At 47.4% G+C, this 16,064-nt stretch carries 12 protein-coding genes; 5 read left to right on the forward strand and 7 right to left on the reverse strand.

Features of this window, described 5'->3' with window-relative positions:
- Window positions 1–166: 166 nt before the first annotated feature.
- The 5 genes from htpG to dapA form a co-directional block, all read right to left on the reverse strand.
- A complete protein-coding gene (htpG, locus tag Q4Q52_RS11590) occupies window positions 167–2,080 on the reverse strand; it encodes a molecular chaperone HtpG (RefSeq protein ID WP_311990685.1) in 1,914 nt (637 codons plus the stop codon).
- A 181-nt stretch (window positions 2,081–2,261) separates the two neighbouring features.
- Complete coding sequence (locus tag Q4Q52_RS11595) at window positions 2,262–5,357, reverse strand: efflux RND transporter permease subunit (RefSeq protein ID WP_300482668.1); 3,096 nt, start codon at window positions 5,355–5,357, stop codon at window positions 2,262–2,264.
- Window positions 5,354–6,436: an efflux RND transporter periplasmic adaptor subunit gene (locus Q4Q52_RS11600; protein WP_259510572.1), complete on the reverse strand. Its 1,083-nt coding sequence runs from the start codon at window positions 6,434–6,436 to the stop codon at window positions 5,354–5,356. Before Q4Q52_RS11600 ends, Q4Q52_RS11595 begins: the two co-directional genes overlap by 4 nt.
- A gap of 381 nt (window positions 6,437–6,817) precedes the next feature.
- Window positions 6,818–7,915 carry an outer membrane protein assembly factor BamC gene (gene bamC / locus Q4Q52_RS11605; protein WP_012197275.1) on the reverse strand — a complete coding sequence of 366 codons (1,098 nt, stop codon included), beginning with the start codon at window positions 7,913–7,915 and terminating at the stop codon, window positions 6,818–6,820.
- A 3-nt stretch (window positions 7,916–7,918) separates the two neighbouring features.
- Window positions 7,919–8,803: a 4-hydroxy-tetrahydrodipicolinate synthase gene (dapA, locus tag Q4Q52_RS11610; RefSeq protein ID WP_006082060.1), complete on the reverse strand. Its 885-nt coding sequence runs from the start codon at window positions 8,801–8,803 to the stop codon at window positions 7,919–7,921.
- A gap of 172 nt (window positions 8,804–8,975) precedes the next feature.
- On the opposite strand from dapA, the gene Q4Q52_RS11615 reads away from it, so the two are divergent.
- Together Q4Q52_RS11615 and bcp are read left to right on the forward strand one after the other, a co-directional pair.
- Window positions 8,976–9,527 (forward strand): glycine cleavage system protein R, encoded by a 552-nt coding sequence (locus Q4Q52_RS11615; RefSeq protein ID WP_012089477.1) that lies wholly within the window; start codon window positions 8,976–8,978, stop codon window positions 9,525–9,527.
- 3 nt (window positions 9,528–9,530) lie between these two features.
- Complete coding sequence (gene bcp / locus Q4Q52_RS11620; RefSeq protein ID WP_311890689.1) at window positions 9,531–9,998, forward strand: thioredoxin-dependent thiol peroxidase; 468 nt, start codon at window positions 9,531–9,533, stop codon at window positions 9,996–9,998.
- Between the two features lie 244 nt (window positions 9,999–10,242).
- On the opposite strand, the gene Q4Q52_RS11625 is transcribed toward bcp, so the two are convergent.
- Window positions 10,243–10,860 carry a LysE/ArgO family amino acid transporter gene (locus tag Q4Q52_RS11625; RefSeq protein ID WP_106650801.1) on the reverse strand — a complete coding sequence of 206 codons (618 nt, stop codon included), beginning with the start codon at window positions 10,858–10,860 and terminating at the stop codon, window positions 10,243–10,245.
- A gap of 125 nt (window positions 10,861–10,985) precedes the next feature.
- Between Q4Q52_RS11625 and Q4Q52_RS11630 the strand changes: the two genes are divergently transcribed.
- Complete coding sequence (locus tag Q4Q52_RS11630; protein ID WP_311990686.1) at window positions 10,986–11,921, forward strand: LysR family transcriptional regulator ArgP; 936 nt, start codon at window positions 10,986–10,988, stop codon at window positions 11,919–11,921.
- 94 nt (window positions 11,922–12,015) lie between these two features.
- Here Q4Q52_RS11630 and htpX read toward each other — a convergent pair whose 3' ends face one another.
- Entirely contained in the window at window positions 12,016–12,879 is an 864-nt protein-coding gene (gene htpX / locus Q4Q52_RS11635; RefSeq protein ID WP_012089480.1) for a protease HtpX, read from the reverse strand.
- A 286-nt stretch (window positions 12,880–13,165) separates the two neighbouring features.
- Here htpX and pepE point away from each other — a divergent pair, with 286 nt between their 5' ends.
- Together pepE and Q4Q52_RS11645 are read left to right on the forward strand one after the other, a co-directional pair.
- Window positions 13,166–13,879: a dipeptidase PepE gene (gene pepE, locus Q4Q52_RS11640; protein WP_311990687.1), complete on the forward strand. Its 714-nt coding sequence runs from the start codon at window positions 13,166–13,168 to the stop codon at window positions 13,877–13,879.
- Between the two features lie 547 nt (window positions 13,880–14,426).
- Window positions 14,427–16,016 (forward strand): glucan biosynthesis protein G, encoded by a 1,590-nt coding sequence (locus Q4Q52_RS11645; RefSeq protein WP_311890686.1) that lies wholly within the window; start codon window positions 14,427–14,429, stop codon window positions 16,014–16,016.
- Window positions 16,017–16,064: the final 48 nt, after the last annotated feature.

Here is a 16,064-nt window from a genome sequence, read left to right on the forward strand (position 1 = left end):
TCAGAGCGCCTAGGGTGCTTCAATTCAAGGCGCATCAATGTCAGAATGTCGACCACCTTTTGAATTGATGCAACACGGAAGTGGAGTGCTCTGCTCTAGGCTTAAACCACTCTTCCTGCACTAGAAACAATATCGGGGCCGTTCAAAGAAGGGCCCCGATCATCATTTACTTCATGTTAGCCAGTAACATTTGGTTCATCAGCTTGATAAAGGCCGATGGATCCGCAAGGCTACCTTTTTCAGACAATTGCGCCTGTTGCAGCAGCAGATTCGACCAATCCGCGAAGGCGGCTTCATCTTGAAGATCATTTAAGCGCGACACTAATGGGTGCGCTGGATTGATCTCAAATGTCGGCTTCACTTCTGGCACAGGTTGACCGGCAGCTTGCATCAGCTTAATCATCTGAGTCGACATTTCGCCTTCACCCGCCACCACACAGGCTGGGGTGTCAGTTAAGCGTGACGTGACTTTCACATCCGCAACGGTTGAGCCTAATGCCGCTTTAATGCGTTCAACTAAAGCTACCGATTCTTGCTCAAGCTTTTCTTGCGCTTCTTTTTCAGATGCATCTTCCAGCTCGCCAAGTTCTAAATCACCACGGGTCACTGAGTGCAGTTGTTTCTCTTTGTACTCAGTTAAGTGGTTGATTAGCCACTCGTCGATACGCTCTGACATCAGTAAGACTTCAATGCCTTTCTTACGTAACAACTCTAAATGTGGGCTGTTAGCGGCGGCTTCATGGCTGTCGGCAACAATGTAATAAATCTTAGTTTGACCTTCTTTCATGCGGCTGATGTAGTCATCGAGTGACACAGTCGGCGCAGCACTGCCCGTGTGGGTCGAGGCAAAACGTAGTAAGCCCGCGATACGTTCACGGTTGGCGAAATCTTCCGCAGGCCCTTCTTTTAGCACTTGGCCAAATTCAGCCCAGAACTGTTGATATTTTTCCGCATCGTCTTTCGCCAGTTTTTCCAGCATGCCAAGCACACGTTTGGTGATACCGGTGCGCATCGCTTTGGTCACGTGGTTATCCTGCAGAATTTCGCGGGATACGTTCAGCGGCAAATCGTTTGAATCAATTAAGCCCTGCACGAAGCGCAGATAAGATGGCATAAATTGCTCAGCGTCATCCATGATGAACACACGTTGCACAAACAGTTTCAGGCCGTGTTTACGGTCGCGGTTCCACATATCCCAAGGCGCTTTTGCAGGAATATACAATAGATTAGTGTATTCTTGCTTACCTTCTACCCGATTATGGCTCCACAATAGTGCGTCGGTATAATCGTGGGAAATGTGTTTGTAAAACTCTTGATACTCTTGGTCACTGATGTCAGCTTTGCTGCGCATCCACAAAGCAGTCGCTTTGTTCATGACTTTCCATTGGCCTTCGGTCGCAGGAATTTTTTCGCCATCTGGACCATCACGCTCTGGCGTACCTTCTTGCCACATTTCGACTGGCACAGAGATATGATCAGAGTATTTAGTGATGATCGAGCGCAGGCGCCAATCATCGGCAAATTCTTTTTCTTCATCACGCAGGTGCAGGGTGATTTCAGTACCACGGCTCGCCTTAGTAATGGTATCAACGGTGAAGCTACCCTCGCCTTCTGATTCCCACAATACGGCTTCATCGGCCTTATGACCGGCAGCGCGGGTGCGAACCGTGACTTTCTTCGCCACGATAAAGGCTGAATAGAAACCGACACCGAATTGGCCGATTAACTGTGAATCCTTTGAAGATTCGCCCGATAGATTCTTAAAGAAATCAGCGGTGCCCGACTTAGCGATTGTGCCTAAATGCTCAATTACGCCGTCACGGGTCATACCCACGCCGTTGTCTTCGATGGTCACAGTGCCTTTTTCTTTATCGGCACTGATTCGGACTCGCAGTTCACCGTCGCCTTCGTACAGAGCGTCATTGGTCAACGCCAGATAACGCAGCTTGTCCGCTGCATCCGCAGCGTTGGAGACCAGTTCACGCAAGAAAATTTCTTTGTTGGAATACAAAGAATGGATCATCAAATGCAACAGCTGTTTGACTTCTGTTTGAAAACCATGAGTTTCTTGTTGTGACATGAAATTTTCCTTTATTTGTTACGCAATTTGGTAAAAGTAACGCTTAGTGTTTACTAAATGGGGCTCCAAATTTGCTTTTCAAGGGCAAGGGCTAAAACGAGGTTCGAATGGCTAAAAATAAGGCGCTTGATGAATACCAAGCGCCTTATATGTGTGCTTTGAACATCAGCCGATGTAGGCGTTAGTCTTGGGCTAGTTCTTTTTCTAACTGTTGGGCTATGGCTTCGGGCGATCCACTGTTACGGGCAAAGAGTCCATAAGCGGCGGGGATCACGAAGATAGTGAATAGGGTTGCCAGTAAAATCCCCGACAACACAACCACACCAATCACAAAACGGGTTTCAGCGCCCGCGCCTGCGGCCATGACCAAAGGTACAGCGCCAGCGGCGGTGGTGATGCCTGTCATGAGAATAGGTCGTAGACGCTGCGCCGAGGCTTGGATAATCGCCTTATCAAAATCAACGCCTTTATCCCGCAATTGGTTCGCAAACTCGACAATCAAGATGCCGTTTTTGGCCGCCAACCCGACCAGCATAATAATGCCTATCTGACTGTAAATATTAAGACTCTGCCCCGTGAGCCACAAACCAATTAAGGCGCCCACGGTCGCCAGCGGCACAGTCAGCATGATGACCATAGGGTGAATGTAACTCTCGAACTGCGCCGCCAGCACGAGGAATACAATCCCCAGCGCGAGCAAGAACACGAAGTACATAGAGCTACCCGACTCTTGATAATCGAGGGATTGGCCCTTATAGCTAATTACCGCCTCTGCTGGCAAATAAGCACGCGCCAATTGATTCATATAATCAAGGGCTTCACCTAGGCTATAACCATCTTCTAAACTGGCTTCTATGGTGATAGCGCGCATACGGTTGTAACGGTTAAGCGAACTGGCGTCGGCAAACTCTTCCACCGTCACTAAGTTCGACAGCGGGATAAGTTCTTGAGTGCGCTCGGAACGTACATAGATGTTTTGCAGATCCGCTGCGGTATTTTGATTACCGCGCTCGCCTTCAATGATCACATCGTATTCTTCACCGTCACGCATAAAGGTCGTGACTAAGCGTGAGCCCAACATGGATTCCAACGTACGACCAATATTTGAAATCGATACCCCAAGGCTCGCCGCTCTGTCTCTGTCGATGACGACGCGAAGCTGCGGCTTAGTCTCTTTATAGTCGTGATCTAAACCGAGTAATTTAGGATTCTGTGCCGCCTTTTGCATCATAATATCGCGCCAGCGGGCCAGCTCTTCGTAGCTTGGGCCGCCAATCACAAACTGCACGGGTTTACCGACGCCACGGCCAAAGGCTTGGCGCATTACAGGAAACGCTTGCACCCCAGCAAGATCGGCAAGCCGTTTGTTAATGTCTGCAATCACTTCTTTAACGGGGCGACGTTTGCCCCAATCTTCCAGCACGACGATGGCCATACCATTAGAGAAATCCGCAGCGCGGCCAAAACCACGGGGGGCACGAATGAGCAGACGTTTGATATCACCCGTGTCAACCAGCGGCATCAAGCGGTTTTCCACTTCATTCATGTAGGATTCTATGTATTCGTAACTCGCGCCTTGCGGTCCGTTAACCATCAAGAATAACGAACCTCGGTCTTCCTGCGGTGCAAATTCCTGCGGCACTTTTTGAGCTAAATAGGCACTTGAGCCCAAGGCTATCAACACCAAAATCGACATCAATAACGGGTGGGCCATGGCAGACTTTAACGATAATTGATAACGGTTTGACACTTTGGTCATGATGCCGTCAACCTTACGCACCAACCAAGAATCCTGCGAGCTAGGCTTGAGCAACTTAGAACACATCATAGGTGTGAGCGTCAAAGCGACTAGGCTAGAGAACAGCACTGCCGCACTCATGGTCACAGCAAACTCTTTGAATAGTTTACCTAAGTCGCCTTCAAGGAAAGTGATTGGCATAAACACGGCGACCAAGACTAAGGTGGTCGCGATGACCGCAAAGGCCACTTCACGTGCACCGAGGAAGGCCGCTTTTAAGGGCGAATCTCCTTCTTCAATACGGCGGTGAATGTTTTCCAGCATCACAATCGCATCGTCCACCACCATGCCGATGGCGAGGATCATCGCCAACAAGGTCAAAAGGTTGATGGTATAACCAAGCGCATACAGCACAATAAAGGTGCCAAGCAAGGACACAGGCACAGTGATCGCGGGGATCAACATGGCGCGCACACTGCCAAGGAACAGATAAATCACGATAATCACTAGGACCATCGCAGTGAACAGGGTTTGGTACACTTCTTTAATCGATGCTTCGATAAACACTGAGCTATCGTAGCTGCGCTTAATGGACATACCCGCTGGCAAAGTTGGATTGATTTTGTCGACCAGCGCATTCACCGCACGCGCCACTTCCAAGGTATTGGCGGTTGACTGCTTAGACACGCCTAAACCTATCATCGCCTCTTTGTTGCCACGGAACATAATCCGCTCTTCTTCAGAGCCGATTTCCACCCGCGCGACATCCCCCAGTTTAACTAAGTAACCGTCTTCCCCTTGGGTGATCACTAGATTTGCGAAATCTTCAGCGGTGCGATAACCCCGCTCGAGCCTCACCGTAAAATGCCGCTCCTTGGATTCAATCGAACCTGCGGGTAACTCGACGTTCTCGGCTCTAAGCGCTGACTCCACATCGGCAACTGTTAAACTGCGCGATGCCAAGGCTTGTCTGTCGAGCCATATCCGCATCGCATACACTTTGCCGCCGCCGATACGCATCCGCGCCACACCATCGACCACTGAAAAACGGTCGGCTAAATAACGGTTGGTGTAATCGGTCAATTCGAGGGTAGTCATTTGATCCGACACCAAATTGAGCCACATGATCACTTCATCGCCGCCATTGGCTTTTTGCACTTCTGGGGGATCAGCTTCCTCGGGTAAATTGTCGAGTAAGCCAGAAATACGGTCGCGCACATCGTTAGCCGCATCTTCAATATTGCGACTAATATCAAACTCTAAGGTGACGGATGAGCGGCCATCACTGCTCGATGAACTTACGTGCCGAATGCCCTCGACACCGCTGATCCTGTCCTCAATCAATTGGGTAATGCGGCTTTCCACCACGGCGGCACTGGCGCCGCGGTAGTTAGTGTCGATAGACACCACGGGCGGATCGATATTTGGGTATTCACGCAGGGGTAATTTATCAAAGGAGACAAGCCCGAAGGCGACCAGCAGCAAGCTGATCACTGAGGCAAATACGGGACGTTTTACCGAGAGATCAGTGAGGATCATACACTTGGCTCCGCGCTCGTATCAGCAAGATAACTAAACTTTTCCGCGAACTCCGTTTGCACTTTATCGCCAGGGTGGACTTTCAATAAGCCACGGATCACCACGTTTTCGCCCAAAGCTAAACCGTCTAAAATTTCCACCCAACCACGGGTACGAATCCCGATAGTGACTTGTTTACGCTCAATCACATTGTCGGCATTAACACTGTAAACATAGTGGTCGTTTTGGATCGGGATAATGGCAGATTCCGGCAACATCAAGGCTTCGCGGCTACGTTTGATGAGTTTTACCTTCATCAACATGCCCGGTAATAAACGCAGCTCAGGATTGGGGATTTCGGCGCGGACAATCACAGTGCGCGTAGTTGGGTTTACGCGGCTGTCAATCGAGGTCACCACGCCTTTGAAGGTAAAATCAGGAAAGGCCACGGCTTTAGCTTCGACTTTCTTGCCCGGGGCTAAATCTTGAATAAAACGCTCAGGTACTGAAAAGTCGAGTTTGATCTTAGAGATATCATCCAAGGTAGTGATCGCAGTGCCGGGCGATACTAGGCTGCCGACACTGATTTGGCGTAAACCTAAACGGCCATTAAAAGGCGCCAGAATACTGCGATCATTGAGTGATGCTTGCGCCTGCTCAAGCTCTGCGCGGGTGGTATCGATAAGGGTTTGTAATCTGTCGCGTTCTAACTCTGCCACAGTGCGGCTGGTGACTAACGAACTGATACGGTTGAATTCACGTTGATTATCACTGACTTTGACTTGCGCGGCTTTAACCTTAGCGATCTGCTCAGCATTTTGCAGTTGGACTAGCAAGTCACCCTTTTTGACTATGTCGCCATCATCAAACTTAAGTGCTATCACCATGTCGGTAACTTTAGGGGTTATGGTCACAGATTCTGCGGCTTTATTGGTGCCGATGGCTTCCACTTCATCGCGAATAGGTGCCATGGCAGCAGTGGCGATCACTACGTTAGGCATGAGTTTCATTTGCGCGGTGGCAATCTCTTGCGGTTGCATGGCTTGATATCCAAACCATGCCGCGGCCAATAGGGCGATTATTAGAATAATTTTTTTCATCGGGCTTCCAAGGGATGACTCGCATTAATGACGGCTAGTTTACTCACTCACATCATCGCATCAATACGTTTTACTTTTTCTTACAAATTACGCCAATAGCGCAAAATATGTGTGATTAAGTGTCTTTGGCGATATACATGGCAGAATGGCCAGAATGGCCAGAATGGCCAGAATGCAGTACGATAACGAGGTTGATTAGTGATTATCTCTAAAAATGATAAATCCAGCGGAACCTATTGCTAAAACCATTCAAAAAATATTGATATCTAGACAATTAAAGCCTAAAACACCGTTTGCTTAGATAATCATCCCCCCCCGATCCATAAATCGCAGCCAATAAAAAAGGGCGATAATTCGCCCTTCTCTCATCAACCGTTGAAATTAACGCAGTTTGCGTTCTTCTTTCATCAGGTTTGACAGTGACTGATACACATTGGTAACGACTTCATCGCTCAATGGCTGATCTTCAGCATCGCGGAGGAAGATCTTAGTCTCTTCAGGCGTATCGCCATCTTCAAGCAGTAAACGGTAGCTGCCTTCTTTTAGCGCTAACTTATCTTCGCCCCACAATGAACTCCAGAAACCTGAGTTATCGTCAAACTTGATAAAGTACAATCCTTTCGCGCTATCCATATCGGCAATTTCGAAGCCCATTTCTGGCAGCACGATACGCAGACGATCCCATACTTGTTTATACGGGGCTTTAGCTGACCAGTAGGCTTTGCCTTCTTCTGGCGTGACTAAATCAACATTGATACCTAAGGTTTGCTTCAAACGATTCGCTTGGATCGCTTGGTCACGTTTAACGCTGATGTACGCAATAGCACTGTTCAGCATATCAATCGTGTATCTTTGTTTATCTTCGCCACTTAATAACACGTTTTGTGCTTTATCGTCGTAAAACTCTTCGTGTTCAACTAAGTGAATAACGATATTCGCAGTACGACCATGTGGGCGTGTTTCCACATCAAAACGATAGCGTTGACGCAGCAGATAAACTTTATCTGAGCCCCACATGTTTGATTCGATCACTTCACGACTTTCGATCCAATCGGTTTCTATGCTGCCTTTTTCTACATCACGACTACGAACGGCAATCCCTTTTTGGGCCAAGAAACCGTCTAAGTTAGTAAAGATTTCTTGTTTTAAGTCCACAGAATTGTCGATAGATTCGACCACGATTTTAATGTTGTCGCTGCCCTCTTCCACGTGAGTACCTTCAGCCATAGGCAGCACTTGCAGTGGCGGGCGGATATCTAAACTTTTACCATAGAGTGAAGCATTGGCTTTAGGGCCTAATGCTGGCACATCGAATTCTTTATTGTAGGGCGGTGTTTTCAATCCGGCAGGGATCTTAAGCAAAGGTGCTTGCTCAGCCTGAACATAGTCTTCAGTACCGTTCGCTTGGCGACGCTCAAGTGGCGAACTACAGGCTGCAACGGCAGCAACTAAGATCAGTGGGGTGACTTTCTTTAACATTAATTATTTAACCTCTATCTGGGCACGAGTCATTGCTTCTATCAACAGACCATGACATTGCTCAGAAAGTTCAGTCAAAGGTAAACGAATATGGCCACATTCAATCAAACCCATGCGATGGGCAGCCCATTTTACTGGGATAGGATTGGCTTCACAAAATAGTGTGCTGTATAAACCGCGCAGTGGTGTGTCTATACTCAGCGCAAGCTCAGCATTACCCGCCAGCGCCGCATCACACATAGCTTTAAACGCTTGTGGCACTATGTTGTTAGCGACTGAGATCACACCATTACCGCCTAAGAGTAAGAACTCTCTGGCAGTGGCATCATCGCCGCTATACAAGAGAAAATCGTCGCCGCACAGTTCGCGCAGACGTTTTACACGGGATAAGTCACCGGTCGCTTCTTTCACGCCAATAATATTGCTAACGCTGACTAACTCGGCAACGGTTTCTGGCAACATATCAACGGCAGTACGACCAGGGACATTATAAAGAATTTGTGGAATATCAGTGCTGGCAGCCACTGCTTTATAATGTGCAATCAATCCCTTAGGAGTTGGCTTATTATAATATGGCGTTACGCCAAGCATAGCGGCAACACCCACCTTAGATAAGGACTTGGTGAGCTCAACGGCTTCAGATGTGGCATTGGCACCATTGCCACCAATGACAGGAACGCGGCCCGCAGCAAATTTAACGGTTTGTGAAACGACCGTTACATGCTCAGACATAGGCAGAGTCGCTGACTCGCCAGTAGTACCAACGGCCACAATGGCATCTGTGCCTTGGTCAATATGGAATTCGACTAACCTTTCAAGACTTGCAAAATCTACTGAGCCATCACTGTTCATTGGCGTGATTAAGGCTACGATGCTTCCGTTTATCATCTGACTTTCCCCAAGATTTCAGGATTCGCTATGGTACTGATGCCAACCACTAATGACAAGCATTAACGGGGCTCTCAAATTGAATTAGTTATGGTAGCATTACATCCCGCACAAAAACTCAGCTTCAACCCTGAGTTTTCGCTCTATGATATCGAAAAAGTGAGGAAAATTCATGACCAATTTCCTGGTCGTAACAGCGATGGGTCTCGACCGTCCTGGACTCGTAAGTAAACTAGCTCGTCTTGCCAGTGACTGTGACTGCGATATCGTCGACAGCCGTATGGCATTATTTGGTAACGAATTTACCCTTATCATGATGTTGTCAGGCTCGTGGGCATCAATAACGAAAATTGAAAGCATGCTCCCCAGTCTCAGCGTTGAGTTAGAACTGCTGACGGTGATGAAACGCACCTCTAAACACACACCACAAAATTACCTTTCTCGCCTTGAAGTTCGCTTCACAGGTAAAGACCAGCGTGGCACGATTAAACGCATTACCCAGTTCCTTGCCGACAGGTCATTAGATCTGGCTGCAGTGCGCTCTTTCTCCGAAGAATTACCTGACAGTGAGCAGACGCAAAACGTGTCGCTGACCATTAATATTCCTGAAAAAGTTGAACTAGAAAAGCTCGAACAGAGTATCTATCAACTCGCCCAAGATATGACCTTAGATTGCACTATTCGTCGTATGGAAGGCACAGCCATTTTAGAGGACAGAGGATAATAGATGAATACCTTAACGGCTGGGGCAAAAGCGCCTCAATTTACCCTGCAGGATCAACATGGCACGTTAGTTTCACTGGCCGACAGCCTCAAGCAAGGTCCTGTTTTAGTGTACTTTTACCCTAAAGCAGCAACCCCAGGTTGCACAGTGCAAGCCTGCGGTCTACGTGACAGCAAAGCCGCGCTCGATAGCCATAATGTGACGGTATTTGGCATCAGCCCAGATCCTGTGGCTAAGCTGGCCAAATTTGCTGAAAAACAAGCGCTCAACTTTACCTTATTGAGCGATGAAGACCACAGTGTCGCCGATGCTTTTGGGGTCTGGGGCGAAAAGAAATTCATGGGTAAAACCTATGATGGCATCCACAGATTAAGCTTCCTTATCAATACCGATGGCACTATTTCCCACGTGTTCGATAAGTTTAAAACCAAAGATCACCATGAAGTCGTACTCGCGCAAATCGCAGGTTAATGACAGATATGGCGACGAATACAAGGCTTCAAGCTGCTGATTTAATCAGCACAAAAGTGTAAATGTCGTGGGTTGATGTCAAAAGGCTGAATAAATAATCGGCAATCGATAACGAAAAGGTCCTGAAATCAGGACCTTTTTCATGAAAAATTTTCACTTTCATATCACAAGATACGATCTAACCGAGCAAAAAAACCGCAAAAGCATTCAGCTAGCCCGTATTCTATGGCATCACAACGTCGGTTTATCCTGCCACATAGGGCCAAATAATCGCGGCGGCAATACTCCACATGGTTAACCAAATAAAACGGTCAAGATAACGCCATGCCGCTGGGCGAGTAAAAATGGGCGCCAGCAAACGCGCACCAAAACTTAAGCCAAAAAACCAAATAAACGATGCCAGTACAGCACCCGCGCCAAACCAAGGCCGATGTAAATCATCAAATTGAGTGCTAATACTGCCGAGCAGCACCACAGTGTCGAGGTACAAATGCGGATTAAGCAGACTGATCCCAAGCGTGGTCAACACGGCCTTTTTGAAGGTATCGGCACTATCAGCCTGCTCCATCTCAATGCCCTTGGCCACAAACGATGCCTTGAGCGCATTCGCGCCATACCAGAGTAGAAACGCGGCGCCACCGAAACTCGCCACATGCTTAATGGTCGGGAAAGATTCAATGATGTGCCCCAGCCCCGCCACACCCGCAGTGATCATCAGCGCATCAATGATAGAACAAAGCAAGGCAATCGGTAACGGGTACGAGCGCTTGATACCTTGCTTAAGCACAAAGGCATTTTGCGCGCCTACAGCAATAATCAAACTGCCACCAATTCCCATACCTTGTATAAATGCCGCTTGCATAACCACCTCTCATGTTCGAAGAAGGCGCTAGCATAGTCAAAACAACAAAATTAATATAACTAATGTTTTTTATGTATCATAAGTAAAATTAATAATCATCAAACGCACATCGATTAAGGATGACTATGCTGGAATACGCCAATCTCAAAGCCCTTGCTGTTGTGGTCTCAGAAGGCGGATTCGATCGCGCCGCCAAAGTGCTGCACATCACCCAGTCGGCAGTATCGCAACGTATTCGGCAGCTTGAGGAAAAAGTCGGTCAGTCATTACTTATTCGCTCCAATCCTGTGGTCGCGACACCCACAGGCAAACGCCTACTGCGCCACTATTCGCAGGTGCAATTACTAGAGAGTGAATTAAGAGCTGAGATGGACGCCGACGATCCCAACCATCCAACCACAGTGCGCATCGCTGTGAATGCCGACAGTTTAGCCACTTGGTTTTTACCTGCGCTGGCAGGCATGTTCAGCCGCCATGCTTGGTTATTGGAATTGATTGTCGATGACGAGTCTTACACCCATCATCTATTGAAAAACGGTGAAGCGGTCGGCTGCGTCACCACAACCGAAGTGCCGATGGCGGGTTGCAGCAGTGAGTTTTTAGGCACCATGGAATACCTGTGTGTCGCCACGCCCGAATTTGCCGCGCGCTATTTTAGCGAGCCGAGTGATACTCAGTCACTTAGCAACACTCAGCTGTTTAACGGCATTAGCCAAGCCCAGTTAGCAAAGGCGCCAGCAGTGGTGTTTTCCACCAAAGATAAGCTGCACGAGAAGTTTCTCGTCCAATATTTCAATATGACGCCAGGGCAATGGTGGCAACATACAATCCCCTCTTCAGAAAGTTTTTTAGAAGCGATTAACTTAAGCTTAGGTTATGGACTCGTCGGTCATCTGCAAGCTAAGCCGTTAATCGATCAAGGGATACTGATTGAGCTCACGCCAGAGCGTCGCATGCGCGTGCCACTCTTTTGGCAGCATTGGAATATAAAGGCGAAGCAAACGACACTGGTCTATCGCGCCCTTGCAGCAACCGCGCAACACAATTTACTGCAGGCATAAAAAATCGGGCTCAAACCAAAGTTTGAGCCCGATATTGAGAGTCATAGTTCTAATCTCAAGTGAGTCTTAAAACTTAAACCTAACTCACTCTTTATTAGCTTGCTCTTAACGCTGCAATACGTTTTTCTAATGGAGGATGACTCATCATCATTTCCGCCATTGAACGTTTGCCGTTAATACCAAAGGCAGACATTTGTGCAGGCATTGCCGTGCTTTCTGGACCTTGGCGTAAACGCTCAAGCGCAGCAATCATCTTGCCTTTACCCGCTAAACGGGCCGCGCCTTCATCGGCTTTGTACTCACGAATACGTGAGAAGTAAGCGACGATGATTGAAGCCAAGATACCGAATAGCATATCCAGCACGAAAACCACGGCCATGTAAGCAAACATGCCTAAACCTTCACCTTCTTCATCATTGCTCGACACAAAGTTGTTGATAATGCCTGCAACCACACGGGCCGCGAAGATAACGAAGGTGTTAACCACACCTTGGATCAGTGTCAAGGTCACCATGTCACCGTTAGCAACGTGGCTCACTTCGTGGGCCAATACGCCTTCGATTTCATCTTGGCTCATGCCATATAACAGACCCGTACTCACAGCCACTAATGAATTGTCTTTGCTTGGGCCTGTAGCGAACGCGTTCATGTCGGATGATTGATAAATCGCCACTTCTGGCATTTTAATCCCCGCTTGTTTAGCTTGACGGGCAACCGTCTCTACTAACCAACGTTCGGTACTGTCACGTGGGGTGGTGATCACTTCACAACCCATGGTCTTTTTCGCCATCCATTTTGAAATGGCTAAGCTGATAAAGGCCCCACCGAATCCAAAAATGGCAGCGAACACCAGCAGTCCACCCATAGTAGACGTGTTCACGCCTAGAATAGACATTACAATTGAGGCTACTAGCAACACAGCTAGGTTAGTCGCAATCAATAAAAATATACGCTTCATTTCAGCTCCTTTAGGGCAAGAATGTGCCATTTAACTTTGTTCAAAGACATAATATGTCCAAATCATCGAAATTCAAGTGGTAAAAGAAAAGAGTTTTTAAATTAGGTTATCTTTCTCGTATAAAGGCACTGTCTTTCATGGTTCGAGAGTCTAGGGACAGTATATTAATCGAAACTTAAATCTAGCGGCTATCAGTGCTACAGCGCAATTCTGCTTTATTTCTCTATGTTTATCGGGATTAATCTTTGTTAACATGCCAGCACATTCCGAGATTTCAGGATATAAAATGACAATCAATGCCCTACTACTGAGCAGCTCTCGTGTCGGTGATACACCTTACCTTGCCCACGCGATCCCTTTTATTAAACCGCTTACCGCCAAGGCGCAGAAATGGATTTTTATTCCCTATGCTGGCGTCAGCATGAGTTATGACACTTATTTGGCGTCTGTAGTGACAGGGTTAAGTGAGCTTGAACTCGATATCAGTGGCATTCACCAGCATCCCGATCCACAACAAGCGATTAAAGATGCCGACGGTATTTTAATCGGTGGCGGCAACACTTTTCATTTATTGCACCAACTATATCGCTATGATCTGGTAACGCTGATTGGTGAGCAAGTCGCCCTTGGTAAACCTTATATCGGCTGGAGTGCGGGTTCTAACGTATCGGGACTGAGCATTCGCACCACGAACGATATGCCCATCATCGAGCCGCCGTCGTTCAACGCATTAAACTTAGTACCGTTCCAGCTCAATCCGCATTATTCCAATTACCAAGCACCTGGCCACAATGGTGAAACCCGTGCCCAGCGGTTATTAGAGTTCACTAAAGTTGACCCATTAACCCCTGTGGTCGGCATAGTTGAAGGCTCAGCCCTGTGGCGTCAGGGAGACAAACTCTCACTCTTAGGTAACCAACCTGCGTATTTGTTCTGCGGAGAACAGCAAGAAATCCCTATCCCTGTGGGCAGCGATCTGTCGCACTTACTCAAGGCCTAATTTACTTAAGCCCTAATTTACTCAAGCCCTAATATTCAAGCTAGCAGCCGCATAGCGCATCTAAATAGGCTCACAGGAAAAACGGTGAGCCTCAGTTATTTATCTAGTCCTATCGCTTGAGCCCTAATGCGCTTGTCTGTTTTCTTCAAATCCTAACGTTAACGGTGCCTCGGCTCTGTAGCAACGCCACTCGATTGAATCAGTGCTAAGTTAGCTTAGCCAAGCGCGTTTTCACCACACTCTTTATTACCACTGAGCTATTACTACCACTGACTATTACTACCGCCGAGCACATTCGCATTTACTGTTATTAACGGCTAAACCATGTAGCAAAGTATCCAGAGCAGCACCTAAATAGCGCAAATCATAATTTATGTTACAAATATCCTGCTACACAGGTAAAATTACCGCTCACCTCAGCGAGTCAGATCCCACAACTGAGGATTTTGTAGCAGACAAGTTATTAATATTTAGGGATTAGATAGACTGAAGCATATATTGTGCCTATGAATCAGCGTCATTTTAGTAAGGAGTTTCCATTTTGCGAATGAATCATACGATGAATTACCCTACCGGTTATCCGGCATTACTCAAAAAACTACCTTTTTTCATCTTGACCGCCATCGTCTACGTCGTCGGCATGAATAACGTCAATGCCGCAGCGGCAGAGACAACCGCAGCACCTGCGCCTGCCCCAGAAAAAAAATCTAAAAATTTTACCCACGATACTGTAGTCGAAATCGCGCAACAGCTGTCGCAAAAACCATTTAAAGAAGCCAAGAAAGCGCCTAAAGAGCTGATCGATCTTGATTTTGCCACCTATGGCAAAATCAATTATCAAGAAAATGCCGCGATTTGGGGCGGTACACCCACTAAATTTTCGGTACAGCTTTTTGCTCCGGGTTTTCTCTATAAAAACCTTGTCGATATCGACGTGGTCGAAAACAGCAAAGCGATACCGATAGAGCTCACTGAGGCCTCGTTCGATGTGCCCAGTGACGCCATTGAAAAACTCATCACCCAATTAGGTCAATATGCTGGCGTGCGTTTGCATTACCCCATCAATGACGATGAAATGAAAGATGAATTCATCATGTTCCAAGGCGCGAGCTACTTTCGCGTACTGTCTAAAGGGCAAACCTATGGCCTGTCGAATCGTGGTTTAGCGATAGATGTCGCCCAGCCTAAAGGCGAAGAATATCCCCTGTTTAAGCGTTTCTGGGTCGAGCGTCCATCTAAATATCAGACGGCAATTGTGGTTCATGCTCTGCTAGATAGCCAAAGTGTCACTGGCGCCTATCGTTTTGGTATTTATCCCGGCGCACCATCACGTGTCGAAGTGGATGTAACCCTGTTCCCACGCAAAGATATTCAACATGTTGGCCTTGCGCCGCTGACCTCTATGTTCCTGTTTGGTGGATTAGATAACTCAGATAAACCCGATTACCGCCCTGAAGTACACAACTCAGACGGCTTGCAAATCGATCGCGGTAATGGCGAGCGTCTATGGCGCCCCTTAAATAATCCCAACAAACTGCAAGTCAGCGCCTTTGCCGATGAAGATATTAAAGGTTTTGGTCTGATCCAGCGCCATCGTAAGTTTGAAGACTATCAAGATCTGAGTGCAAACTATCAACTTCGCCCTTCAGCGTGGATTGAGCCACTTAATGATTGGGGCAAGGGTCAGCTGGTGTTGATTGAAATCCCATCGAGTGCTGAAACCAACGACAACATAGTCGCCTATTGGGAGCCTCAAGGCGGCCTGAAGAAAGATCAACCATATAAATATTCCTATCGTATGACGGCGTCAAACGACAGCCCTTCAATCGCGTCAAAGGCACGAGTGGTCCGCAGTTCGAAGGGGCAAGTGCTCAGCAAGGGTAAAGAGTTACTCGTCGACTTTAGTAATATCAAGCCACAAGATATTGATAAAATTAGTATCGATGCCAGCATCAGCAAAGGCAAAATCCTGTCTACTCGGATTGTTGCCCACCCTGACATCAATGGTGCACGGGTATTTGTCAGCTTCGAACCAGAAAGCACCAATGTAGCCGAACTGAGATTACAGTTGAAGAAAGACGATAAACCCCTCGCAGCGACTTGGTTATACCGCTGGAATAGCGACGATTGGCAATAGAGCTCAATTAGTTCCCTTGCTTAGCGAGCATAAACCGACCCTATAGCG

The organism is Shewanella sp. SP1S2-4 (genome assembly GCF_031932075.1).
Taxonomy (GTDB): Bacteria; Pseudomonadota; Gammaproteobacteria; order Enterobacterales; family Shewanellaceae; genus Shewanella; species Shewanella baltica.